This window comes from Paenibacillus lentus (assembly GCF_003931855.1).
GTDB classification, from domain to species: domain Bacteria; phylum Bacillota; class Bacilli; order Paenibacillales; family Paenibacillaceae; genus Fontibacillus; species Fontibacillus lentus.
Map to the genome: position 1 here is coordinate 1,490,419 of NZ_CP034248.1, position 25,779 is coordinate 1,516,197.

General features: G+C 48.0%; 15 protein-coding genes and 1 pseudogene. 14 read left to right on the forward strand and 2 right to left on the reverse strand.

Annotated elements, in window-relative coordinates:
- The first annotated feature begins 222 nt into the window (after window positions 1-222).
- The 7 genes from argC to argH all read left to right on the forward strand — a co-directional run bounded on the left by argC (window position 223) and on the right by argH (window position 9,364).
- A complete protein-coding gene (gene argC / locus EIM92_RS06675; protein ID WP_125082019.1) occupies window positions 223-1,353 on the forward strand; it encodes an N-acetyl-gamma-glutamyl-phosphate reductase in 1,131 nt (376 codons plus the stop codon).
- 18 nt (window positions 1,354-1,371) lie between these two features.
- Window positions 1,372-2,607 carry a bifunctional glutamate N-acetyltransferase/amino-acid acetyltransferase ArgJ gene (gene argJ / locus EIM92_RS06680; RefSeq protein ID WP_125082020.1) on the forward strand — a complete coding sequence of 412 codons (1,236 nt, stop codon included), beginning with the start codon at window positions 1,372-1,374 and terminating at the stop codon, window positions 2,605-2,607.
- A gap of 75 nt (window positions 2,608-2,682) precedes the next feature.
- Window positions 2,683-3,522 (forward strand): acetylglutamate kinase, encoded by an 840-nt coding sequence (gene argB, locus EIM92_RS06685; protein ID WP_125082021.1) that lies wholly within the window; start codon window positions 2,683-2,685, stop codon window positions 3,520-3,522.
- A gap of 79 nt (window positions 3,523-3,601) precedes the next feature.
- On the forward strand, window positions 3,602-4,837 hold the full coding sequence (locus tag EIM92_RS06690) for an acetylornithine transaminase (protein ID WP_125082022.1): 1,236 nt from the start codon (window positions 3,602-3,604) through the stop codon (window positions 4,835-4,837).
- A gap of 1 nt (window position 4,838) precedes the next feature.
- On the forward strand, window positions 4,839-5,801 hold the full coding sequence (gene argF, locus EIM92_RS06695) for an ornithine carbamoyltransferase (RefSeq protein ID WP_125082023.1): 963 nt from the start codon (window positions 4,839-4,841) through the stop codon (window positions 5,799-5,801).
- A 34-nt stretch (window positions 5,802-5,835) separates the two neighbouring features.
- Window positions 5,836-7,071: an argininosuccinate synthase gene (locus tag EIM92_RS06700; RefSeq protein WP_125082024.1), complete on the forward strand. Its 1,236-nt coding sequence runs from the start codon at window positions 5,836-5,838 to the stop codon at window positions 7,069-7,071.
- A gap of 877 nt (window positions 7,072-7,948) precedes the next feature.
- Window positions 7,949-9,364: an argininosuccinate lyase gene (gene argH, locus EIM92_RS06705; protein WP_125082025.1), complete on the forward strand. Its 1,416-nt coding sequence runs from the start codon at window positions 7,949-7,951 to the stop codon at window positions 9,362-9,364.
- A 1,297-nt stretch (window positions 9,365-10,661) separates the two neighbouring features.
- Here the strand turns inward: argH and EIM92_RS06710 are convergent.
- Both EIM92_RS06710 and EIM92_RS06715 read right to left on the reverse strand, forming a co-directional pair.
- A complete protein-coding gene (locus EIM92_RS06710; RefSeq protein WP_125082026.1) occupies window positions 10,662-11,093 on the reverse strand; it encodes a hypothetical protein in 432 nt (143 codons plus the stop codon).
- A 299-nt stretch (window positions 11,094-11,392) separates the two neighbouring features.
- A pseudogene (locus EIM92_RS06715) lies at window positions 11,393-12,748 on the reverse strand (IS1182 family transposase); the annotation flags it as partial.
- A 1,136-nt stretch (window positions 12,749-13,884) separates the two neighbouring features.
- On the opposite strand from EIM92_RS06715, the gene EIM92_RS06725 reads away from it, so the two are divergent.
- From EIM92_RS06725 to EIM92_RS06755, 7 genes are all read left to right on the forward strand, one after another.
- Entirely contained in the window at window positions 13,885-15,882 is a 1,998-nt protein-coding gene (locus tag EIM92_RS06725) for a methyl-accepting chemotaxis protein (protein ID WP_125082028.1), read from the forward strand.
- A 259-nt stretch (window positions 15,883-16,141) separates the two neighbouring features.
- Entirely contained in the window at window positions 16,142-17,095 is a 954-nt protein-coding gene (locus EIM92_RS06730; RefSeq protein WP_125082029.1) for a carbohydrate ABC transporter permease, read from the forward strand.
- Window positions 17,092-17,943: a carbohydrate ABC transporter permease gene (locus tag EIM92_RS06735; RefSeq protein ID WP_211344434.1), complete on the forward strand. Its 852-nt coding sequence runs from the start codon at window positions 17,092-17,094 to the stop codon at window positions 17,941-17,943. The genes EIM92_RS06730 and EIM92_RS06735 overlap by 4 nt, the downstream gene beginning before the upstream one ends.
- A gap of 126 nt (window positions 17,944-18,069) precedes the next feature.
- On the forward strand, window positions 18,070-19,809 hold the full coding sequence (locus EIM92_RS06740) for a cache domain-containing sensor histidine kinase (RefSeq protein WP_125082030.1): 1,740 nt from the start codon (window positions 18,070-18,072) through the stop codon (window positions 19,807-19,809).
- A 109-nt stretch (window positions 19,810-19,918) separates the two neighbouring features.
- Window positions 19,919-21,229, forward strand: coding sequence for an ABC transporter substrate-binding protein (locus EIM92_RS06745; RefSeq protein ID WP_125082031.1), 1,311 nt, complete (start codon window positions 19,919-19,921; stop codon window positions 21,227-21,229).
- 170 nt (window positions 21,230-21,399) lie between these two features.
- Window positions 21,400-23,016 carry a response regulator transcription factor gene (locus tag EIM92_RS06750; RefSeq protein WP_125082032.1) on the forward strand — a complete coding sequence of 539 codons (1,617 nt, stop codon included), beginning with the start codon at window positions 21,400-21,402 and terminating at the stop codon, window positions 23,014-23,016.
- Window positions 23,017-23,031: 15 nt separating this feature from the next.
- Window positions 23,032-25,140, forward strand: coding sequence for an alpha-glucuronidase family glycosyl hydrolase (locus tag EIM92_RS06755; protein ID WP_125082033.1), 2,109 nt, complete (start codon window positions 23,032-23,034; stop codon window positions 25,138-25,140).
- Window positions 25,141-25,779 lie beyond the last annotated feature (639 nt).

A 25,779-nucleotide genomic window follows, 5' to 3' on the forward strand; every position in this document is an offset into this window, starting at 1 on the left:
TCACTTGAAAACTTCTCCAAGTTGGGGTGAAGTCCTTTTTTTATGTTTGAAAACCTTTGTCTAGCAAGGGCTCAGGTTAATGCAAAATGCTCAAATAATTATGCAAGCTAGTTGTATTTATATTAGTATAATCGTATAATAATACATATTTTACTTTCGGATCGCAAGTTAGCAGGGAACGTCTAAAGATATACCGAAATTGTAGGAGAGGAAAGAGAGGTTATGACTGTGACTGATCAGGTAAACGGAAATGTAAACTTGAACGCAACCGCCAACTCAGATGCACTCGAAAATTCGCAAGGGCACGCAAACAAAGTAAAAGTTGCTATCATCGGCTCCACGGGGTACGGGGGTGTGGAGCTGATTCGTTTTTTATTGGGACATCCGCAGGCGGAGATCGTCTCCGTTATTTCGGCCTCTAGTGCCGGGCTGCCAATTACGGATGGGTTTCCGCATTTAACGGGCATTTTGGTGAGTGATTTGGATGGGGTTGATCCGGTCGAGATTGCAAAAAAAGCAGATGTTGTATTTACGGCAACACCTTCCGGGGTAAGCAGTAAGCTCGTACCTCAATTGTTGGAAACGGGTGTCAAGGTTATTGACCTCTCTGGAGATTTCCGCATCAAGGATAGTTCCGTCTATGAAGCTTGGTACAAACATGATGCGCCGGATGAGCAGGTACTGGAACAGGCGGTATACGGGCTATGTGAAATTAACGGCGACGATGTCGGCGGAGCGGAATTCATTTCGAACCCGGGCTGCTACCCGACAGCGACGCTGCTGGGATTGATTCCGGCGCTAAGCGCAGGTTGGATCGATCCGGCCTCGATTATAATCGATGCGAAGTCAGGGGTTTCCGGTGCGGGCCGGGGCACCAGCCTGATGACGCATTATGCAGAAATTAATGAGAATTTAAAAGCATATAAAATTAATAAGCATCAGCACATTCCGGAGATCGAGCAAAACTTGACTCAAATCGCAGGAGAGCCAGTGACAGTCACGTTTACGACCCATTTGGTACCCATGACGCGGGGGATTATGTGCACGATGTATGCCCAACTCAATGGCACCTATACTAATGAGGACTTAACCGAGTTGTATCGTCAGTATTATGAAGGTAGACCGTTCGTGCGGATTCGGGAGGCGGGCCAATGGCCGGCGACGAAGGAAGTGTTCGGTTCGAACTATTGTGATATCGGATTTGCGGCCGATCATCGTACGGGAAGATTAACGATTGTATCTGTGATTGATAATGTTGTAAAAGGCGCGGCAGGTCAGGCCATTCAGAATTTGAATCTAATGATGGGTTGGGATGAAACGACGGGACTGAAGCTAAGCCCGGTTTATCCGTAATAACGAGGGGAGATCGTCATGAGAGAGGTTAGTAAGTTCACGGTAGTTACAGAGGGTACGGTTACAACGCCGCAGGGATTTCAGGCTGGAGGCCTGCATTGCGGCTTAAAAAAAACAACGCGCAACGATCTCGGCGCGATCGTATGCGAAGTGCCTGCCGTGGCAGCAGCCGTATACACATTGAATGTGTTTCAGGCCGCGCCGCTCAAGGTGACGCGCGAAAGCATCGCTTCTAGCGGCCAGCGGCTGCGGGCGATCATCGTGAACAGCGGAAATGCCAATGCCTGCACAGGCAAACAGGGCGAAGAGGATGCCTATGCCATGCGTGCAGCGGCAGCAGAAGCCTTCGGAGTGCGTCCTGAGGAGGTTGCCGTGGCGTCCACGGGTGTTATCGGTGAGCTTCTGCCGATGGATCGGGTGAACGCGGGAATTCAAGGTTTGCCGGCAGTATTGACGGCAGGAGCCGACGGCGCGGAGGAGTTCTGCCAAGCGATCTTAACCACCGACCTTGTGAAGAAAGAGGTCTGTGTGAAGCTGAACGTGAATGGTCGAGAAGTAAGCATCGCCGGAGCGGCTAAAGGCTCGGGCATGATTCATCCGAACATGGCTACGATGCTTGGCTTTGTAACGACAGATGCCGTCATTAAGCCCGAGGCATTGCAAGCTCTGCTGGGGATGACGACCGATGCCACCTTCAACATGATCACAGTGGACGGCGACACGAGCACGAATGATATGCTGCTGGCTATGTCGAGCGGGCTTGCGGGTAATGAAGCATTAACACCGGAGCATCCCGATTGGGAGAGCTTCGTGGCAGGCTTCGGCTATGTGTGCGAGTTTCTCGCCAAGGCCATTGCTCGTGACGGGGAAGGAGCCTCACGACTTGTAGAAGTGAACGTGGAAGGGGCGGTCAGCGATCTGTCCGCGAGAGCTATTGCCAAGACGGTGATCGGCTCAAGCCTGGTGAAATCTGCGGTATTCGGCGCCGATGCGAACTGGGGTAGAATTATCGCGGCGGTGGGCCGTGCGGGAGAGCCGGTGAACCCGGAGACGGTGGATATTTCGCTGGGCAGCATTCCAGTGCTGACGGACTCACGCCCGATCTCTTTTGATGAGGAAGAGGCACTGGCCTACCTGCAGGGAGACACGGTGGTTATTCATGTTCATTTGCATAACGGTGAAGGCCGGGCCACGGCTTGGGGCTGTGACTTGACCTATGATTATGTACGAATTAATGCGGCTTACCGTACCTAATTGTGCTTAATATTCAGGACATAAGAGTGCAATCATAATTTAATCCATGAGATTCGAAAGAGGGGTTTTGGAGTGATGAGAACAGCGTTGGATAACAACAAGACAACAGGTGAACAGCTTAAGGCAAACGGTACGTTTGTCATGAAGTGTGGAGGCAGCACGCTCGCAGAGCTTCCGGATTCCTTTTTCGAGGATCTGGTGAAGCTGCAGAAGAACGGGGTAAGCCCGATTATCGTCCATGGGGGCGGGCCGGCGATCTCCGACAATCTTAGTAAACTGGGTATTGAAACTAAATTTGTGAACGGACTTCGATATACGTCGGAGGAAGTGCTTGACGTCGTGGAGATGGTGCTTGCCGGAAGCATTAATAAGGGCATCGTGCGGCGGATCGGTCAGTCCGGGGGCAAGGCACTTGGCTTGTCCGGTATAGACGGCCAGTTGATCACGGCAGAACCCGTAGCGGCCAGTGCGGAGGTTGGCCTTGTCGGTGATGTTACCAAAGTCGAAGGAGCGCTAATTGAAGGCATCGTGCAGCTTGGATTTATGCCGATCATTGCCCCTCTCGGCGTGGACGCGAATGGTCAACGCTATAATATTAATGCGGATACGGCGGCGGGGGCGGTAGCGTCCGAGCTCGGGGTAGAGCGGATGATCGTCGTGACCGATGTGCCAGGGATTCTAAAAACTTTGAACGGTGAAAAAAGAGTGCTTCCTACCGTAACGGTTCAGGAAATCGAGGACATGATTCAAACCGGAGAAATCTACGGCGGCATGATTCCGAAGGTGCGTGCAGCCATTGCCTGCATTCACGGTAAAGTGCAAGAGGTCGTCATCGTGGATGGCAGCGAGCCGGGGATTTTGAGCCGGGTGCTGTCCGGCGAAAAAATCGGGACAAAAATTGTGCGGATGCAGTAGCCCTGCTATTTTTACCTGCGTTATATTTAATAGAGTGAATAAAGAGAATGTTTATCCAAACGATAGGAGTTGACAAGCGATGGCACAAAGTGATCTTAAAGAAGCAAAGGCACCCCAGGCTGAGGACAAAGGGGTAAAGAGCGCACTCTTTCCCAGCTATGCCCGCTATCCAATCAGTCTCGTCAAAGGACATGGCAGCTGGCTTTGGGATGATCAGGGGAATCGTTACCTCGACTTTATGAGCGGGCTGGCGGTCACGAACTTGGGGCATGCCCCGGAGAAGGTTACAGCCAAAGTAAAAGCTCAGCTGGATGAGCTGTGGCATGTATCGAATTTGTTCCATATCCCAGGGCAGGAGAAAGCTGCGCAGCTGCTGACGGAGGTTACCTGTGCTGATGTCGTATTTTTCTGCAACAGCGGAGCGGAGGCGAATGAAGCCGCGATTAAGCTGGCGCGTCGTTATCATCAGAAGGTAAAAGGAACGGATCGTTATGAAGTGATTACCTTTGAGCAGTCCTTCCATGGACGAACGCTGGCTACGCTGACGGCTACGGGTCAACAGAAGGTCAAGGATGGCTTCCTGCCGCTTCCGGAAGGCTTTAAGACAGTGCCATTGCATGATATACAGGCATTAAAAAATGCCATTGGGCCGAATACGGCTGCGGTTATGCTGGAAATGATTCAGGCCGAGGGCGGTGTATATCCGGTAGACCCGGACTTTGTTCAAGAGCTTGTCGCGCTTTGCAAGAAAGAAGGTCTCCTTCTGATCGTGGACGAGGTGCAAACAGGAATGGGGCGTACCGGAAAGTGGTTTGCACATGAGCATTACGGTATTGAGCCGGACATTTTTACCTCGGCCAAGGGCATTGCGAGCGGACTTCCCGTTGGGGCGATGCTGGCTAAGGAATACCTGCGTGAAGCGTTCACGCCAGGCAGTCACGCAACGACATTCGGCGGCAACCCGGTAGCAGTGGCTGCGGTCGTGGCTACGATCGAGACGATGCTTGAGGATAAAATCCCGCAGCGTGCCGAGAAAATGGGCAAATACTTGCAAGAGCGGCTTCACGAGGCTTTCCAGGATGAACCGTTCGTAAAGGCGATCCGTGGCAAAGGCCTGCTGATCGGTATCGAGTGCGCCGAACCGGTGGCTGAATTGGTTATCGAGGGCCAGAAGAAAAAATTGCTGTTCGTGACGGCAGGACCGAATGTTATTCGCCTGCTGCCTAACTTGAACGTGAGCCGGGAGGAGATTGATCAGGCCGTCGAAACGCTGGCCGCGATTATTTCTGCCTATACATCTGAGGAGGAAGCATAAAATGAGTCAACCCGATGCAACGAAGCATAATAAGATTAATCTGAGCGGCCGCGATTTCATTGAGCTCAGTGATTATACGACGGAAGAAATACAATATTTAATTGATTTGGCGGTTGAGATTAAGACGAAGCATAAGAAGGGTGAAGTTTATCATCCGTTAAAAGGAAAAACTGTCGGTCTTATTTTTGAAAAATCCTCGACGCGGACACGAGTATCCTTCGAAGTAGGAACCTATCAGCTCGGCGGGCATGCCCTGTTCCTGAGCAAAAATGATATCCAGCTCGGCCGCGGCGAAACGATTGCCGATACGGCTGCCGTTATGTCGAGATATTTGGACGGGATTATGATTCGCACCTTTGGTCATGAGAATGTCGTCGAGCTAGCCCGCTATTCATCCGTTCCGGTTATTAACGGGCTGAGCGATCTGGCCCACCCGTGCCAAGTGCTGGCGGACTTGCAGACCATCTACGAATATAAGGGAGCTTTGAAGGGCTTGAAGCTGGCTTATATCGGCGATGGCAATAATATGGCACATTCCCTGATGATCGGCTGCGCGAAACTGGGAGTTCATATTTCTGTGGCGAGCCCGGAAGGCTATGAGCCGGATGCAAAAATCACTGCGGAGGCGCAGCAAATTGCTAAAGCGACCGGGGCGGTCATTGAGGTCATTCGTGATCCGAAGGCGGCTGCCCGGCAGGCGGACGTCATTTATACGGATGTCTGGGCTAGCATGGGCTTTGAGGAAGAGCAGAAGGCGCGCGAGGCGGCTTTTGCTGATTATCAGGTCAATGAAGAGCTGGTACAGCATGCCAAACCGGATTATTTGTTTATGCACTGTTTACCGGCCCATCGCGGCGAGGAAGTAAGCGAAGGGGTTATCGACGGCAAGAACTCGATTATTTTTGACCAGGCGGAGAACCGTCTTCATGCTCAGAAAGCCCTGATGGCGGCATTGATTGGATAGTGGTAACATACACTTTTTAGGAGGAACATTCATTATGGCAAAAAATAAAATCGTATTAGCCTACTCAGGCGGCTTGGACACATCTATTATTCTAAAGTGGCTTAAAGAAACTTATGACGCGGAAATTATCGCTTTTACGGCAGATATCGGCCAGAAAGAAGAATTGGACGGACTGGAAGCCAAAGCATTGGCCACCGGGGCTTCTAAAGTCTACATTGACGATCTTCGCGAGGAATTCGCCAAAGATTTCATTTACCCGATGTTCCAGGCGGGTGCCATGTATGAGGGGCAATATCTGCTGGGTACGAGTATTGCTCGTCCGCTGATCGCAAAGCGTATGGTAGAAATCGCGCGTGCTGAAGGGGCGATGGCTATCGCTCACGGCGCTACGGGGAAAGGCAACGACCAGGTGAGATTCGAACTGGCTGCTGCAGGCCTGGCTCCGGAAATTGAAGTGATTGCGCCATGGCGCCTAAGTGAATTCCGCGACCGTTTCCCAGGCCGCGCCGAAATGATCGCTTACGCGGAAGAGAATGGCATTCCGGTAACAGCGTCTGCTGCGAAGTCTTATTCGATGGACCGCAATTTACTGCATATTAGCTATGAGAGTGGCGTTCTTGAGGATCCTTGGTTCGATGCAAGCGCAGCGGAGAGCAAGGATATGTACTTGTTGAGCGTTGCTCCAGAGGATGCGCCGGATGAGCCGGAATATTTGGAGCTGGAATTCGAGCAAGGCAATTGCATTGGCCTCAATGGGCAGCGTCTGGATCCGCTCGGCGTGATGGAGAAGCTGAATGAGCTTGGCGGTAAGCACGGCATTGGCCGGGTAGATATGGTTGAGAACCGCTTTGTCGGAATGAAGAGCCGCGGTGTGTATGAGACGCCGGGGGGGACGATTCTATTTACCGCTCATCGCAAAATGGAATCCCTCACAATGGATCGCGAAGTGATGAATCTGCGCGACAGCTTGATTACCCGCTACAGCACGCTCGTATATAATGGCTTCTGGTTTGCCCCGGAACGCCTTGCTTTGCAGGCGCTTGTTACGGAAAGCCAGAAAAACGTGACGGGAACGGTTCGTGTGAAGCTATATAAAGGAAATATCATCGCTGCCGGCGTCAAAAGCCCAGTCAGCCTTTACAATCCGGATATCGCTACGATGGAGGCCGACCCGACGGAAGCCTACGATCAAGGGGATGCTACCGGCTTTATCCGTTTGAACGCGCTGCGCCTGAAAGTGAGCTCCGGTGTGGAACAAAGCGGTAAGTAAGAAGTGTTGCTCCGAGCAGACGAGGCAGGTTATTGGACAAACGAAGCAAGTTATTGGGGATAAATGTAGTAGGTTAATGAACCGAAGCAACTTTCTAACAAGCGAAACAGATTATTGAACACTGAAGTACCTTTTTAACAAGCGAAACAGATTATTGAACACCGAAGTACCTTTTTAACAAGCGAAACAGATTATTGAACACTGAAGTACCTTTTTAACAAATGGTAGTAGGTTATTTGAAAGAGAGATGCCTCCTGAAGTGAAGAGTTGTGTTTATGTTTGTGTTTGATTTGAGTTTGTTGTTGTTGTGTTGTTGTTGTTGTTGTGTTGTTATGGTTGCCTTTATAACTGTTTTTCTGCTTCTTATAAATTTATGGGTCTCTAATATCCAAGAAGCTTGGGGAGTAACAGTGGGACAGTTGTCAAAAAAACAAATTTATGTGCTTGCCCCACGTCCATTTTAATCGTTTGATTTAATAAATGGGTTTTTAGTAGTTAGTTTTTGCAGTAAAGAGGGTAGAAAAGTTTTAAGTGGATTTCATGTTGTTGGGAGAAGGGAAATAGCCAATTATGGGATGGATTCTTGATCTAGGTACATAGAATCCATCTTATTCCCTGAAACATTTGTTTAGATCGTAATTAGATACGTGAAATCCATTTAATGTACGCATAGCACGAACTATTCGAATGGTGGAGCAGTTAAGTGTAGGTGTAGAGTAACCTTAGAGTGTAGGTGTAGAGTAACCTTAGTTGTCCAATAGCATAGTGAGGACAGCCTAATATGCAGATAGATTCTAATTTTGAAAATTCGAGTAGAATATATTCGAAATAGATCAGGTTTTGAAACAGATGTTGAAACAGATAAGGAGTGAATCAGGTGAGCAAGCTGTGGGGAGGCCGCTTTACGAAGCAGACCAACAAATTAGTTGAACAATATACTGCATCCATCGAGTTTGACAAGGCGCTGGCCGAAGAGGATGTGCAGGGAAGTTTGGCGCATGTGACGATGCTGGCCAAATGTGGAATCGTGCCTGAAGGTGACGCTGAGAAGATTAAGGAAGGATTGCAGTCCGTTCTGCAGAAAATCCGTCGCGGAGAGCTGGAGTATTCCGTCTCTGACGAGGATATTCACATGAATATCGAGAAAAATCTGATTGAGGAGATCGGCCCGGTCGGCGGCAAACTGCATACAGGCCGCAGTCGCAATGATCAGGTGGCGACGGACATGCATCTTTATCTGCGGAAGCGTGTTGTAGAATTTGTAGGCCTGCTGCACGATTTACAGGAAGCTCTGATTGGACAAGCCAAAGCGAACCTGGATACCATTGTACCGGGTTATACCCATTTACAGCGGGCTCAACCGATTCTGTTCGCTCACCATTTGCTGGCTTATGTCTCGATGTTTGGACGGGATATCGAGCGCCTGCAGGACAGCTACAAGCGGATTAACGTTTTGCCGCTCGGCGCGGGGGCCCTTGCAGGAACGACCTTCCCGATTGATCGCCATTTCGTAGCTGAGCAGCTACAGTTCGACAGTGTCTATGAAAATAGCCTGGATGCGGTCAGTGACCGTGATTTCATTCTAGAGTTTTTGGCGGACGCATCGATTTTGATGATGCATTTGTCGCGCTTGAGCGAGGAACTCGTGATGTGGAGCAGTACCGAGTTCCGTTTTGTCGAATTGGACGACGCATTTTGTACCGGCAGCAGCATTATGCCGCAGAAAAAGAATCCAGACGTGCCGGAGCTTGTCCGTGGCAAGACGGGGCGCGTGTACGGCAATTTGATGGGGCTCTTGACTGTGCTGAAATCTTTGCCGTTGGCTTACAATAAAGATATGCAGGAAGATAAGGAAGGTATGTTTGACACTGTAGCTACACTGCAGGGGGCACTGCAGTTATTCGCTCCGATGATTGCCACGATGAAAGTGAACAAAGAGCAAATGCGCGAAGCAGTGAACAAGGACTTCTCCAATGCGACCGACATCGCCGACTTCCTGGCGAATAAGGGTTTGCCGTTTCGCCAGGCCCATGAGGTTATCGGTAAGACGGTGCTGTATTGCATCCAGCACAATAAATATTTGCTGGACCTCTCTTTGGAGGAATTCAAGCAATTTTCACCGCTGTTTGATGACAGCATTTACGAGGTACTTCAGCCTGAAACGGTCGTTAACGCCCGCAACGTATACGGCGGTACGGCAACAAGCCAAGTGGCAGCCGCAATCAGCCGGGCCGAGGAGAAATTGCAGGCAACCGGGCAATGGGTACAGGAGTATTTGGAAAAAAGCAAATAAATGGTGTGCACTAGCATATGGTGAGTTGTAGTATATGATGAGCTATAGCATATGATACGTTTTATCATAGGATGGGCTTAAGCATTGTTGAAGAGCCAGAGCAGATTTTGTCCATAGGACTGGATCTGCTCTTTCTATATCGCGAACTAAATTAGGGCAAGGCACCGGCACATAGTAAGGCACATGGTAATGCAATGGTAAGGTACATGGTTAAGGATATTCACGATAAGAAACACATTCAGAAATGAACATACACGACAAGGAACTAGGCAGTGAACAAGGCAAGGAACATAACATATTCCGTAAGGAATTCTTATGTGGTTCGACCGACCGCCGTCATGCAGCAATGCACCGCGATCTAGGATCTGCGCGTGGTACCAGGCGATCGACACACTCGGAGCGACACTAGGATATGGCGCTGATATATAGGATTCATAGTATGTGTGTTAAGGCACTCATAATGGCCGCTCGTTCGGTATTCACATGTGACACTCATTAGCACTCCGAATGGCGCTGGATTCGGTAATCATGGAATTTACACACCGCTAATAGAGTTGTGCTGAATTGGTTTAGACAACAGGATACATATACTTAGAACCTGCACTGGATACAGCCACTAGCTGAAAATACACTAACTGTATTTGTTACAGGTCTGTTGGTTATCCATATTTTGGAACCTTGAATTAATAGAGCAATACAACCCAGTCAGCAGGCAAAAGTTGCAGACTAAGTCGGCGAGTAAAATTGACAAAAGAGAGAGTGCTAAAGAAGGCACATTCGGATGAATTTCATCATAAACACTCTTTAACAACACATAGACCAATAAAGCGATATATAGTTGGCTGCATACCGCCTTAGGCGTCGTACCGAATAACGCAGGGACATTTAAATGCTGTTTAATCCAACGGAGGAAATACTTCAATTTGCCAGCGAAGCTTATAGATTTCAGCGATTTTCTCAGCAGAAATCCGCTTTAGGCTGGTTACCTAAAATGACAGGGTTCCCTGCAGGATCCCGAACTTCACAACCCGGTGCCGAAGCCGAGAACGGTTGACTCCTGTACCTAGTTGGCAGGTAACGTCCAGTTCAATAAACGAGTCTTCTGGTCTTTGGCGACGGGAAGGGCGTGGTTCATGAAGAACTACCTCATCCTTCAAATGAATCACAAAATCACGTTTCTGTTCCGCATAATTGTCGAATCGCTTGCACTTGGCATAGGCCCGGTCGGCAACATTAATAAAAGCAGAATCAAAAAGCGCGTCACTGCTACAAATATCATGGTAATTCCCTATCGACTCTACAATTTGATGCAGCTGCCAATCGATGGACGAAAAGCCACGTTGACTTTAACACCGGCCCGACTGCCTTTGAGTGGGGCCCAAGGTAGTCTTCCTACTCCTACCGTAATTTTGGTCGAATCTGTAATGAGGAGTTCTTTAGGAAATTTAAGTTTTCTCTGGGTTCGGCGATTACATTTTTGAACATAAAGATGAAACAGCTGTTTGAAAATCTCAAAGGGAACGTTTTTGGCCTTTTTTGATAAGGACGAATAATCCATCTTTGGCAAACCGCATTGTGAAGTTTGAAGTGTACCATGACGATAACTATTCCACTGGCCAAATGCAGCTTGGGCAAAGAACGATAACAGCTGATAAACAGTACACTTTCGGGCAGTATCCTCGTAACCGAATTGTGCGACAAGCTTTTTTACTTCTTCTTCAGTTACCATACTTTGAACAGGTTTAGAAACATGGTAGACTTGTTCATGAGGTCGCCTCCTAGGTCGAGAGTAGTGGTATACAATCGATTACCCAGTTGGCGGCCTTTTCTATCCACTTTTTGTTAAATAACAGGCCTGTATTTGTTACAGTTAAATAATACGTTCGATCATAAATTCGTATTAATAACTGTATTTCCTCAGACTGTTGAAGTAATTGATTTTCTATGCAAGAAAACATACTTTCCACGGAAATCCAGAATCGAAAGGATTAAAATATAAGGTGAGTTCCCGTTTGTACGAGAAAAAAGCTTGGCTAGGTGCCTTGCTATTTTCTTAATGTTCTGCACTATGGCAGTCATCAGTGCTTGTTCCTGCACTTTTTCCCGGCCACGCAAACGGGAAATGCGAAGCCCATGGAGCACTTTGGCATCCGCGAAGCTTCGCTCAACTGTTTTACAACGGAGCTTATACAAGATCTGTCCTGAAGAGCTACGGTAATTCGCTTCTACTCGCTCTTTAAACCCTTCCCAAACATGCCGCTGAATTTTACGTTTACGATTTTTGCTTGATGTACAGCTATCCAATAATGGGCATTGGCCACATAAGTCAGGGTTGGACATATATTCTTTGTATCCATTGCGATTGGTTGTGTGGTAAGTCAGCTTAGATCCATTGGGACATATATAAGCGTCTTGTTGCGGGTCATAGGAAAACTCTTCTTTGGGTATAGTCCCCTCTGCTGTAGGGGCATTACGAGTAGCGATGACACTGAAAATACCCATCTCGCTTGTTTTTTTGCATATGTAGGGCGTCATATATCCTGAATCCAAAGCAACAGCTTCTAACGTATTGTGAAAGTCAAATGTATCGATCTGTCTTTGAAGTCTTTCTATATAAACGGTTGAGTCATTCACATTTCCAGGGGTAACATGGACATCCGTAATGAGATTGAATTTGTGATCGACTGTACGATGATCCAAATAATAAAACCCTTCGGGTTTGCCTTTACGCTTCATAAAGCCACTTTCTGGATCGGTGTTACTCACTCGCAGTTTTTTTTCAATCGTTTCGTTTTTCACGGGCGGCAGCGGCTTTTTTCCATGACGCTCTCGTTCTTGATTAATAGCTGTCTCCAATTCTTTTAAATATTCAAGGGGCGTTTCCGTCACAACTTGCATCGATGAACGATTTTTATTCGCGTTAGCTTGGATGTGCGTTGAATCAGTAATGAGAACACGTCCCCCTACCATGTTATGACGGATGGCCAAACGGACTACTTCGTCAAAAATGTCTTGAAAAATGGTAGATCCTTTGAATCGCACATTACGGTTGTAACTAATCGTCGAGTGATCCGGCACAGGATCCGTTAAGCCTAGACCAAGGAACCAGCGGTAGGCTACGTCCGTTTTAATTTCTTGCTCTAATTGCCTTTCGGAGTGAATGCCATATAAATAACCAATCAGCATCATTTTGAAAAGACGAATCGGGTGAATTGGAGGCCTCCCTAATGTGCCGTGATAGTAGGGGCGAGTCATCTCGGTAATAAATGAAAAATCTACGTTTTCATCAATGATTCGTAGTAAATGATCTTTTGGTACAAGCATATCTATACTAACCAATTCAATTTGATTTCTATCTTGTTGAATGTTAGGCAATTCGCACACCACACTTTCAATATATTACCTATATTATACCAAATTAACGCGGTAATGTGATCTAGATAGGGGCTTTTTCAACAGTCTGATGAAATACAGCTAGTTCGGGAAATTAGCTTAAAATTCAGCATCTAGATGTATAAAATACAGTTCAACCCGGACTGGCCTAGGTCCTCTGTCTGTTCCGCATTCCCCTACTCTAACTAGCGCAGCAATTAAATCATTTAGCAGGGCCAGGGCAGTATAGCCTAAATTCCCCCCGCATTCCCCCCCATCTAAACCTTCACCTCAGCCCCCACCTCAACATTCATCCTCAAAAACTCCCCTCAACACTAGCCTTATTTACGTAATCTCCGCTAACTTCGTTAACTCTCTTACCTTCACTACCAACTATCCGCACTCCCTCCACTACCGCACTCCCTGCACATCCCGCACTAACCTCCACTAACTTTAGCGGCTGCACTGAACAAAACCCTCCTGACGGAGGTCTTTCCTGCTTGAGATGTTTTGCCTTGCTTACTCTCCCGGAGCAATTTTGAATAGGGAGCATCCAGTAGCATCCAGTATCATCTAGTGGCATCCAGTAGCATCCAGAGCATTCAGGAGCATCCGGGGCATCCAGGAGCGTCCATGACATCCAGGAGTGTCCATGACATCTAGTAGAATCCAGGATCAATCATGACATCGCGCAGCTCCCAGTGTGCGATGCATTGCTGCATGACGGCGGTCGGTCGAACCAAAGGAAGAAAATAAATGAAAAGGACAGTAAATAAACATTGTTTTTCTGAATATTTTCATAAAAGTATAAAAAAATATCGTTTTTTGTCGAAAATAGATGTATAGAATCATTGACATAAGAAGATCGAAGAAAAAACTAGTCAATGAGATCTATTTAAAAAGAGAAATAGATATTAAGAAGCTAAGACAGAAGAGATGCTACTTAACACAAAGAGAAAGAAATAAGTGGATAGGATTGGATGATTTTATTTTTTGTAGCTTTTTAAGACAAGTGTTGAGGGGGGACAGAAGACGGGATTCATTTAATAGCCCTATAAGCCAAGCCGCTAACGACCGCCGTCATGCAGCAATGCACCACGCGACTTACAACTATGTTATACATTTGAAAATCTCGAAGGGAGAACAAGATGAGAAAAATATGGTTGAAAACAAGAAAAATATTTGAATTTAGAACGCTGCGTAATCGTCTTTTGCTTGTATTTACGATTATGTTGATTATCCCTAATTTAGTTATTACTGTTTCCAGTCTGACGAGTGCAAAGTATCAAATGGAAGACAAAATCGGGAACGCAGCCAAGACTAGCGTTGTGCTGATGAACGAAGCGTTGAATGCATCGATAGGAGCGCAAGTTGAGAATGTCGAGCAATTGGTTATGCAGATGAACTCCAAGCAAATCGACGAAAAGTCTCCAGAGGTACAAGCGATGCTGGAGTTGTTTATGGAGAAGCATCCGGGGCTTGAACTGTTGACCGTAGGGAACAATAACAAGGCATTTTTGAAGGCGCCCGATCCGGGTCCGCATGAATATGATCCTACTGGAAGAGAGTGGTACAAGCGCGCGCTTGCCAACCCGGCGCAAACAATAATTATCGATCCTTTCCAATCAAGTACTTCGGGAAATCATAATTTATATATTAGCCGGGCGCTTCCGGATGGTCAGGGTGCAATGACGGTATCTTTTAACATGAATAATATCAATGAATTTACTCGAAATGTAGAGATCGGAAGTGAGGGGTTCGTCTACATCTTCGACCGCAGCAGCAAGATTACTTATCATCCGCAATATGAGCCTGGCGAGGATGCCGTAGGGGAACATATTCCGTTGATTCAGGCGATGGATTCTGGCTTTATTGACTACAAAAACGAGATAACAGGCAAGCCACAGCGCGCTTATGTTCATACGAACGACCTCACGGGCCTTAAAATCGTCGGAGTTCTGGAAATGAGTGAATTCGATAAAGCGATTGTTCCGATCATCCAAACTTCGGTGATTGTACTTGGTATCGCACTATTGGTCTCTGGCATCGTGTTATTTCTGATCATCCGCAGTGTAACTCGTCCAATTGAGCAGTTGAACCGTTCTGCTAAGCGGGTAGGGGAGGGCTATTTGAATGAGGAAGTCCAGATCAAACGGAAAGACGAAGTCGGGCAATTGGCCGCAAACTATAATGAAATGGTTGCCTCAATACGGGGAATGGTCATGGATGTCGCAGAGGTCTCCAGTCAGCTTACTGCCTCCAGCGAAGAACTGATGGCCGGTACCGAGCAGAATGCAAAAACGGTGGAGCATGTCGTCGATTTGGTTCAAACCTCATCTGAGGGTGCTGAAAAACAGGCCACCGTTTCGCTGGAGAGCGCCAACACGATGGAGGAAATGTCCCAGGGCATTTATAAAATTGCCGAAGCATCGGGGACGATCGTCGAATCATCTTCGAAGACGGTGGAGGATGTTCATTATGGAAGCGAGAAGGTAGAGCAGGTCAGCTTACAAATGGAGGAAATTCGCCGATCGACGGAGCAATCAGCCGAGCTGATGAACCGGATGAACGAGCTGAGCGCTCATATTGCCGGCATGAGTACCGCGATTTCGGATATCGCCGTACAGACGAATTTACTTGCGCTGAATGCAGCGATCGAAGCCGCGCGCGCCGGTGAAGAGGGACGTGGGTTCTCTGTCGTAGCGGGTGAAGTGCGGAAACTGGCCGAGCAATCCAGAACGACGGCGGAGCAGATCAGCGAGGATGTCGTGCAAATGACAAGCTTGGCAGAGCAAGTATATGCGGCCATCAATGTAGAGGTCGCGGCCAATGTAGAGCGCGGCATCACGGTCACTGCGGAAGCGCAAAATGCCTTCCAGCAAATTCAGAATTCTACGCAGCAAATTACAGAGCAAATTCACGACGTATCTGCAATTACGCAGCAAATGTCGGCTAGCGCGGAGGAAATTACCAATTCGGTGAAGCATATTGCGCAAACCTCGCAGGAAAGCTTGGATTCCTTCCAAAGTGTTACAGCCGCAACACAAGAGCAGCTGGCCTCGATGGAGGAAATCTCGTCCGCCGCAGACGGACTTGCTCGTATGGCTGCGGACATGCAAAGCAAAATTGAGCATTTCAAAGTATAACCGAGCAGTAGTGTCTCAATACAATTCATAGTAGTTATAACAATGCTCACCTATGCGAAGGAGCCGCAGAGCCGCAAGTTTAAATACAATCCATAAGTAGCTATATCAATACGCCTGGGCAGAAGTGGAAGAAGCCTGGGCGTTTCTTTTTTGCAAAATGAGATATTCTGAAAATATTGAATGATTTTGAGCAATTGTCTCCTGTAGCTCGCTGGGGCTCTCCATCTATACTAAAAGTACAGAAAAGGAGAGTGAACTTATGGAACGAACGACATCTTTAGCTACCGGTACGCCTGTGCGTAAAAAGTCATTTCTCAAGCGTTGGGACTCTCCCATTGCAGGTTATTTATTCATTTCACCATGGCTGATCGGATTTTTGGCGTTAACGGCCTATCCGATGCTGTTATCTTTATATTATTCCTTTACGAACTATACGCTTATGAAACCGATCGAATGGATTGGCATGGAGAACTATAACCGTATTTTTACTACGGACGAGAAATTCGCCCAATCGATCAAAATCACGTTTTATTATGTGCTGGCTTCAGTTCCGCTAAAGCTCATTGCGGCTCTGCTTGTGGCCATGCTGCTGAACAGGGCGGTGCGCGGGATTTCAATCTATCGTACAGCCATCTACTTCCCATCCTTGATCGGGGCGAGTATCGCGGTTTCTCTACTATGGAAAAACATCTTTGGCGTGGACGGCTTCTTTAACAAGGTGCTCGGCATTTTCGGGATTCCCGGGACAGGCTGGGTGACGAACCCGGATACGGCGCTTTGGTCGCTGATCGTGCTGTCAGTATGGCAATTCGGCTCTTCAATGGTCATTTTCCTCGCCGGCTTGAAGCAAATTCCGACAGATCTTTACGAGGCTTCGGCGGTGGACGGTGCGGGCAAGCTGAGACAATTTTTCAAAATTACGCTCCCGATGCTGTCGCCTACGTTGTATTTCAATCTCATTATGGGGGTTATCAACTCCTTCCAGGTGTTCACGCCTGCTTACGTAATTACCGGCGGAGGACCGATGAACTCCACCTATGTGTATGCGCTTTATTTATATGAGCGGGCATTCAGTCGCTACCAGCTGGGCTACTCCTCTTCGTTGGCTTGGATCATGCTGCTGCTGATCGTCGCTGCTGCCGTCGCGATTAACCTGACGTCGAAATATTGGGTATTCTACGAATCCGAGAGTCAAGGGGGGAAAAGAAAATGACCATAACCAAGTCAAAGTGGAAAGGCCTGATTCGCCATGCGATGCTTACTGTATTCAGTTTAATTATGGTCTATCCTGTCATTTGGTGGATCGGCGCTTCTTTGAAAAGCAACCAGGAGCTAAGCTCGCCGTCGCTTTTCCCGACTGTTCCTCAGTGGTCCAACTACATTAAGGGCTGGCACTCGGTTCCAGGGTTTACGTTTACCGATTTTTATGTGAATACTTTTTATCTCATTATCGCGATTATTATCGTGACGGTTATTTCTAGTACACTGGTCGCTTTTGGCTTCGCCAGATTGGACTTCCCGCTGCGGGGCTTCTGGTTCTCGCTGCTCATGCTTACGCTGATGCTGCCGGGGCAGGTGCTCATTATTCCACAGTATGCGATGTTCCACCAATTCGGCTGGGTCAATACGTATTTGCCGTTTATCGTGCCACACGCATTGGCGGGGGGAGCGGGAGGAACCTTCTTCGTCTTTCTGCTAATTCAATTCATTCGCGGTATTCCGCGGGAGTTGGATGAATCGGCAAAAATCGACGGGTGCAACTGGTTCGGAATTTATTGGAGAATCATCATGCCTTTGATGAAGCCGTCGATCGTGACCGTGATCATTTTCTGTTTCCTCTGGAACTGGGATGACTTCCTAGGTCATCTGCTGTACATTAACTCTGTAGATAAATACACGGTGGGATTGGCGCTGCGGATGATTAACGACTCCCAAGGTGGAGCGGAATGGGGACAACTTCTCGCGATGTCGCTAGTATCCATTCTACCAGCAACTTTCTTGTTTACCTTCGCCCAGAAGTATTTCGTCGAGGGCGTAGCCACAACCGGAATTAAAGGGTAGCCAGCTAGCAATCAATATAATATATTAAAATTAAGAAAACATTGAGGCAGGCGCGGCTTCAATGTTTTTTTAGGTCTTGTATCGGTGCTTTTCTTAGACTCTTGCTTGAAAGAGGGGACGCACATTATGATCAATCCATTCAAAAAATATAGAATCGATTTTCTGTTCATTATTTGCTTCGCCGGCTTGATTACACTTGTGCTCGCAAGCACGGTGTGGATTAGCTATGTCATCTCATCGCGCGAATTGGCCGATAATACATCCTATTACCAACAAAGGCTACTAGAGGAGCTGAATAATGAAATTACGGGCCGGCTTACATCGATCGAGCAGGTATCTCTTACCACCTCGAGGGACAGTGATTTGCTTACGTTTCTGTCGGGCAAGGAGGATGAGTTTGACCGCTATCGCAGGTCGATGGGCATTAAGCAGGCCCTTGCTCATCTGACCTATTCGATTCCGCAAATCCAAGCGATCGATTTATATCTGGAACAGCCCCAGTGGGGCGATCACCAGAGCTATATCCAGTTTCACCAATTGGAAGAGGCTGCGGAGCAGTCCTGGTATTCGGCATTGGAGAAGAACGATTTCGCCTGGTCGGAGGAGCATCAAATTACGACTTTCAAGGGAGAAGCCTCTGTGCTGAGCTTTTCTCGTAAAATTTATTATAATACCCGGTTTATGGGCATTCTTGTCGTGCATGTGAAGGCCGATTGGATCCGGAGCATGCTCGAAGGATATTCCCAGGATTCGAACCGCATTCTGCTAGATCGGAACGGCAGAGAGCTGCTTAGCGTTGGGAAGCCGATGAAGGAAGCCGGGCTGCTGGAGTCCGATCCGCGGTTTACAGGTGAATCGGGCGTTTTTCGTCTCCATACGCAGCCGCATAGCGACGAAAATCTCATTGTTTATTCCAAAGTAGCAGATTCCGATTGGATGCTCGTCGAGATTACGCCGTGGAAGCAAATTACGGCGGGTAGCGTGAAGCTTGCCGGAGCGATCATTTCGATTGGCATCGGTGCTTTATTGCTGGCGTTCCTGCTGACGCTCTTGCTAAGCCGGCAGTTCATGAAGCCGATTGCCCAGCTTGTAAAGGCGATGAAAACTTATGTCGTCGGAGGAGAACAAGCGAAGCTGATGAACGACTATACGAATGAATTCGGTGTTCTCTTTGCGGGCTATCGCCGATTGAATGAACGAATCGAAGCGCTTTACTTATCGCTTGCCGAGCGTTATGAGCAGCAGCGGAAGGCTGAAATTGAGGCACTGCAGGCAAATATTAACCCGCATTTTCTCTATAATACGTTGGATCAGCTCAACTGGATGGCGATCGCGGAAGGCCAAGATAAGATGAGTCGCATTCTCGAGCTAATGGGCCGCATGTTCCGGATCGGCTTGTCCCATGGGGAGAGCTTCATTACGATCGGTGAGGAGTTGACCCACGTGGGCTGTTATTTGGAAATCCAGCAGCTGAGATGGGAGGAAGGATTGGAGTACGAGGTAATAGCTGAGCAAGAGGTACAGAAGCTGTATATCCCGAAGATGACGCTCCAGCCCTTCGTTGAAAATTCGATGATCCATGGATTTAATTCAAGACAGAGTGGCCATATCCTGATCAAAGTGGCAGAGGAAGGCGAACGCATCCGCATTATCATCAAGGATGATGGGACGGGGTTATCTTATAACCATGATAAGGGAAATAACCGGCGCAAGGGTGGATACGGAATTAGGAACGTAAGGGAAAGATTCTCGGCGTATTTCGGCAAGGAATTTGATATCTCACTCGCGGACGGTGAGCAGGGAGGGACGATCGTATCGATTGCTTTTCCACGGCTTACCGAAGCACCGGGAAGGGGCGAAGCATAATCGGACGATTTTATAATAAATTGTGCATCTCTCTTATACTCCATATTACGCGGAGTTGGTAGGATAAATATTGACTACAATATATTTTTTCTCTAGGGGGTAAGGCATTATGATAAAATGGAAGCGATTGCAGATTGTCGCAGCGCTGCTAGTATGCTCTTTATTGTTGGCCGCATGCGGCGGTGGTAAGGGCGATAATGCTGGAGCAACGTCTAGCGATGCACCGGCTGCATCTAATGCGGCGTCAGAGAAAGTAAAGCTGCGGATTATGTGGTGGGGATCGCAGCCACGTCACGAAGCGACGTTGAAGGCATTGGAGCTGTACACCGAGAAAAATCCGCATATAACTTTCGAGCCGGAATACTCTGGAATGGACGGGTACCTGGATAAACTGTCTACTCAGGCAGCTGCTCATAACGAGCCGGATATTATCCAAATGGATCCAGGCTGGATTTCTGATTGGACATCACGTAACCAATTGGAAGAGCTCGACTCCATGGTGAACTTGGCTGACTTGACGCCAAGCCTTCTGCCAATTGGGCAGAAAGACGGCAAGCAGTATGGAGTACCGCTAGGATCGGTTGCTTTTGGGTTGATATATGACAAAGCTGCCTTAGAGAAGCTGGGCGTAGCTACTCCGCAAGATGGCTGGACATGGGATGATTTCTTCGCTCTAGCGGAGGAAGTGAAGCCTAAACTGGCGAAAGGCCAGTACTTCACCTTGGATTACGCTGGCAACTACTTTATGTTTAGTGCTTATCATTATGCCAAAGGCAAAGGGACGCTGATTACGGATGACGGCAAATTCAACATCGATGAAGCAACGTTCCTGGAATGGACGAAAAAGTTTGAACAGCTTCGCAATGAGGGACTAGTGCCTCCAGCCGATTTGAATGCGTCCGATAAGGAAATGGACCCGACGGCTGACCTGTTGGTTAACGGCAAAGTATTGTTCCGTTATTCATTCTCGAACAACTACACGACATGGGACAGTATGAAGGAAGGGGCTTTCGATCTTGTGACGATGCCGCGGGCTGAGGAAGCGGGCGGATGGTTGAAACCGTCCATGTTCCTTAGTTTGTCTCCAAACTCCAAGCATAAAGAAGAAGCAGCGAAATTTATCGACTGGTTCATCAATGATCCTGAGGCTGGAGCTATTCTAGGAACAGCGCGTGGTGTACCTGCTAATGCGAAAATCGCAGAAAGCTTGATACCGACCCTGCCGGAGGGTGAGCAAGTGGGCATGAAACTGATCGATGCTACGACTCCGGACGGGCAGACCTTTACAACGGGGCCAGAAGGCTGGGTGAACTTCATCGACAAAGATTTCCCGCTTGTACGCGACGAGCTGAGTTTTGGTAGAACAACGCCAGAGAAGGCTTATGAATCTCTGAAAAAGGCTGCGCAAGAGTACGAATAATAAGGTGAACAAATGCCCTTTATTTTGAATGACTACTAAATTATAACGTCATGCCTGAGAGGCTTAACAGCTAATCGGGCATGACGTATTATCATCGATGCGTTGCATTATGCATGGCATAATTCACGACATTATGCGAGAACACTGCTGTTGCAAAGGGGGCTCTATAGATGTGGAAGATTGGAATCATCGATGACGACCGCGGGGTGCTGCAGGGAATCAAAAGAGCGATCCCCTGGGATGAGTTGAATGCAGAGTGGGCAGGAGAGGCGCTGAACGGAGAAGAAGGTCTGGCAATGATTCAGTCTGCTTGTCCTGATATCGTCATAACCGACTTATATATGCCTGTCATGAACGGACTCGATATGATCGAGCAGCTGCGGCAAAACGGATATAAGGGCAAGGTCATTATTTTGAGCGGATATTCTGATTTTGAATATGCCCGCCAGGCTTTGCGGCTGAACGTGAGTGATTACTTGTCCAAACCGGTCAGCGTCCCTACCCTTAAGTCTGTGCTCGGCGAAGCCATAGCCGATCTGGAGAAGCAGGAGGAGCGGCGGGTGAAGCAGGATGAGCTGCTTCAGAAGCTGAGGTTGTATGAGCCGTTTGTAGAGAAGGAATGGGTGAAGTCGGCTGCGGCGGGCACTTTGCAGAATTCAAGTCTGGATATGGAAATTCCAACACCCTATCGTTACTGGTCTGAATGCGATCATACCGTTCTTGGCATTGAATTGGTTCGTAATCAACGGTCAGCGAAGCTCAGCTTGTCTGATTGGAGCCTCCTTCGTTTTGCAATCAGCAACATTATTGGGGAAGTGACCCAGGGGATCTTCGTCTCCTTTGACTATACAGATTTGCACACGAACCGCTCTGTGATTATTGTGCACAGCGAGCCCACCGAGCCAGCTGATCGATTGCGTGAGCGGCTGGAGCAGCTTGGCGTTCGCTTGATCGATTGCGTCAAGAGCTATTTGAAGTTGAAGATTCGCATCGGGATCGGTGAGCGCAAGAATAGCATCAAGGATATCGGCAGCTCGACAGAAGAAGCCTTTCGCGTTATCGACTTGAATCTGCAGCCGGCAGTTCCCGGTTATGATTTATTTGTCTATACACAGGAACTGCACAGTGGAGATGCACAAGCGCCGGTTCGGCCCATCAAGCTGTATTTAGAGCTGGCTGGAGCTATCCGAACGTCGCAGGAAAATCAGGCGCGTAAAATTATTAGGGATTATATGACACGGCTTGAGAAAGAAAAAGGCATCACGAAGTCATATGTCGGCATGTTGGCTGGTGAGCTATGGGGAATTATTGCTTTTGCTTTCTATGAGATGGGAACGGTCTTGGATGATATTTTTTCGAATGAGTGTATTACCCGTGAAATTGCTGATTTAAATCGGCCTTCTGAGCTGGCCGAGTGGCTCGGCGCCAAAATCGGAATCGTGTTCAGCAGCCGTGAATGGGGTGGCAACGGCAAGCATCGGCAGGCCGTCGACTTCATGATGGAATATATCCACGAGCACTACGCCGAGGATATCACTCTGGCTGGGCTTGCAGATAAAGTGTACATTTCGCGTAATTACCTCTCGATGATTTTTAAGAACATTACGGGGGAGACGTTTAATAATTATTTGACAAGAGTGCGAATTGAGAAGGCTCGAGAACTCTTGATGGAGAAGAAAGTTCTGGTATATGAAGTCGCGGAAATGGTCGGATACAAAAACGTTCCTTATTTCAGCACGGTGTTTAAGAAAATTACTGGGATGAACCCGACGGAAATCGTGAAATAAAGAAGGGGTGGCAATATGAATAGTAATTATGATTTAGCTTGGCTGCGGTATGACAAAGTATCAGCGGATGGAGCAGGTAGGGAACAATCTCTAGCGCTGCAGCAGCTTCAAGGGTATTTGAGCAATATCGTGATGGCCGACGGGGTGTCTTCCCAGGTATTTCGCACGGCAATACAGGAGTTGACGAAGGGCATTGGCTCATTGACAGGCGAGCAGCCTTCTCTCTCTCATACCGTGGAAGCTGATCGCTTTCTGGCTGTAGGTACGTTGGAGGATACGGGCAACCTCGGCCATCTGCCGTTGCTAAATGATTCACTGGAGGCAGCGGAAGCAGCTCGTTTGGGAGAAGAAGGTTATGTTATCCGCGAGGTGGCTAGAGAAGGCAAGGATTACATTGTTATTGCCGGGAGAACGGAAAAGGGACTGCTTTACGGTGTGTTTCATTTTTTGCGTCTGCTGCAAACGGGTCAGGCGTCGGAGGCGCTGGATTTAGTCGAGGCGCCGAAGTATCAGCTACGGATGGTTAATCAATGGGACAATATGGACGGGAGCATTGAGCGCGGGTATGCAGGTCAATCGGTTTTTTATCAGGACAATAAGATCGTCTCGGATCTGACCCGCGTACGGCAATATGCCCGAATGCTGGCCTCTGTCGGGATTAATGGTATAGCCATCAATAATGTCAACGTACATGAGGTGGAAACGAAGCTGATTACGCCAGAGCTGTTGCCTGACGTTGCTCGGGTGGCCGATGTGTTCCGCGATTATGGGATTCGCCTTTATCTCAGCGTTAACTTTGCCGCGCCACTCGAGCTGGGGGGGACGTCCACTGCTGATCCGCTGGAGCCAGTTGTACAAGAATGGTGGAAGGAGCGCGCGGCGGATATTTATCGCTACATCGCTGATTTTGGTGGATTTCTGGTCAAGGCTGATTCCGAGAATCGTCCGGGGCCGTTCACGTATGGCCGGGATCATGCGGATGGTGCCAATATGTTGGCAGAAGCACTGGAGCCTTATGGCGGACTCGTATTGTGGAGATGTTTTGTATATGATTGCCATCAGGACTGGCGGGATCGCAAAACCGACCGTGCCCGCGCAGCCTATGATCATTTCAAGCCACTGGACGGCAGGTTTAAGGATAATGTTATTTTGCAAATCAAAAATGGCCCGATGGATTTCCAGGTCAGAGAGCCGGTATCGCCGCTGTTCGGTGCCATGAAGCAAACGAATCAGATGCTGGAATTTCAGATCACTCAGGAATATACAGGACAGCAAAGGCATGTATGCTACTTGATTCCGCAGTGGAAAGAGGTACTAGAGTTCGATACGCTATGCCAGGGTGAAGGCAGCAAGGTGAAGGATATTGTCGCCGGACAGGTTCATCCGTATAAATATAGTGGGATTACAGCGGTATCCAGCATTGGCGATGATTATAACTGGACAGGGCATTATCTTGCTCAATCCAATTTGTACGGATATGGTCGGCTGTTGTGGAACCCGGAGTTGAGCGCGGAAGAGATCGCCGAGGAATGGACGAATATGACCTTTGGTGACGATCAGGCTGTGGTGAATACCATTCTGGACATTCTTATGGAATCCTGGCCGACCTACGAGAACTATACCTCTCCGCTTGGCGTAGGCTGGATGGTCGTGCCGCATTATCACTACGGTCCAGACGTGGACGGGTATGAGTACTCCAAATGGGGCACCTATCATTTTGCGGATCGCGATGGCATCGGTGTAGACAGAACTCAAGCGACAGGTACGGGATACTCGGCTCAATACGTTGGTGCAAATGCAGCTCTATATGACAGCCTGGAGACTTGCCCAGATGAGCTATTGTTATTTTTCCATCATGTACCCTATACCCATGTCTTGAAATCCGGTAAGACCGTTATTCAACATATTTATGACACCCACTTTGCAGGGGTCGAACAGGTGGAGCAGTGGATCGTGCGCTGGGATGCCCTGGAGAAGGATAAGCTTGACCAGCAGCGTTATACTCATGTGAAGGAGCGTCTGCTGGAGCAGCTCGAGAGCGCCAAGCATTGGCGGGATGTGATCAATACGTATTTTTATCGTAAATCAGGTATCCAGGATCAGCATAATAGAGTGATTTACTAGGTGTTTCGGGAGTAGTTCAGGTGCGTGGAGTGTGGAGTGTGAAGTGTGAAGTGCGTGGAGTTATTGTGTTGATTGGGTGAGTGATTGAGTGAGTGATTGAGTGATTAAGTGATTAAGTGATTAAGTTTACTAGCCTTATTAGCTTACAGCATTACTAGCAGTATTACTGGCATTATTAGTTTACAGCATTACTAGCAGCATTACTGGCATTATTAGCTTACAGCATTACTAGCCTTGTTAGTTTGAATTGCTGCTATATGCTATAAAAGTAAGCTAAAGAATAGGATGCGGGCAGGGCAAGAGAGAAGTTGATTCCAAAAGAAACGGATGGGGCTGTTCAGGAGGTCAGTGAAAACGGACTGCTGGACAGCTCCATTTATTCTCAAAAATACTGCTTTTCAGCTCAAGCCGGCGGTCGGTCGCCTAGGTGATTGTATTCTTGTATCTTGTAAACCTATAGCGTCCAATTGTGAGTCGATATCGCCCATCGTGAATCTAACGCAAGACGTGAGTCGATATCGCCTATTGTGAATCAATACGCCCAAAACGTGAGTCGATAGCCGCTCATCGTGAATCTAACGCAAGACGTGAGTCGATATCGCCTATCGTGAATCAATACGCCCAAAACGTGAGTCGATA

Coding starts and splice junctions, on each gene's coding strand:
- EIM92_RS06745 (WP_125082031.1), top strand. CDS start 19,919: ATGATAAAATGGAAGCGATTGCAGATTGTCGCAGCGCTGCTAGTATGC.
- EIM92_RS06755 (WP_125082033.1), top strand. CDS start 23,032: ATGAATAGTAATTATGATTTAGCTTGGCTGCGGTATGACAAAGTATCA.
- EIM92_RS06725 (WP_125082028.1), top strand. CDS start 13,885: ATGAGAAAAATATGGTTGAAAACAAGAAAAATATTTGAATTTAGAACG.
- argB (WP_125082021.1), top strand. CDS start 2,683: ATGAGAACAGCGTTGGATAACAACAAGACAACAGGTGAACAGCTTAAG.
- argF (WP_125082023.1), top strand. CDS start 4,839: ATGAGTCAACCCGATGCAACGAAGCATAATAAGATTAATCTGAGCGGC.
- EIM92_RS06750 (WP_125082032.1), top strand. CDS start 21,400: ATGTGGAAGATTGGAATCATCGATGACGACCGCGGGGTGCTGCAGGGA.
- EIM92_RS06740 (WP_125082030.1), top strand. CDS start 18,070: ATGATCAATCCATTCAAAAAATATAGAATCGATTTTCTGTTCATTATT.
- argJ (WP_125082020.1), top strand. CDS start 1,372: ATGAGAGAGGTTAGTAAGTTCACGGTAGTTACAGAGGGTACGGTTACA.
- argC (WP_125082019.1), top strand. CDS start 223: ATGACTGTGACTGATCAGGTAAACGGAAATGTAAACTTGAACGCAACC.
- EIM92_RS06730 (WP_125082029.1), top strand. CDS start 16,142: ATGGAACGAACGACATCTTTAGCTACCGGTACGCCTGTGCGTAAAAAG.
- EIM92_RS06700 (WP_125082024.1), top strand. CDS start 5,836: ATGGCAAAAAATAAAATCGTATTAGCCTACTCAGGCGGCTTGGACACA.
- EIM92_RS06735 (WP_211344434.1), top strand. CDS start 17,092: ATGACCATAACCAAGTCAAAGTGGAAAGGCCTGATTCGCCATGCGATG.
- EIM92_RS06690 (WP_125082022.1), top strand. CDS start 3,602: ATGGCACAAAGTGATCTTAAAGAAGCAAAGGCACCCCAGGCTGAGGAC.
- EIM92_RS06710 (WP_125082026.1), bottom strand. CDS start 11,093: ATGGTAACTGAAGAAGAAGTAAAAAAGCTTGTCGCACAATTCGGTTAC.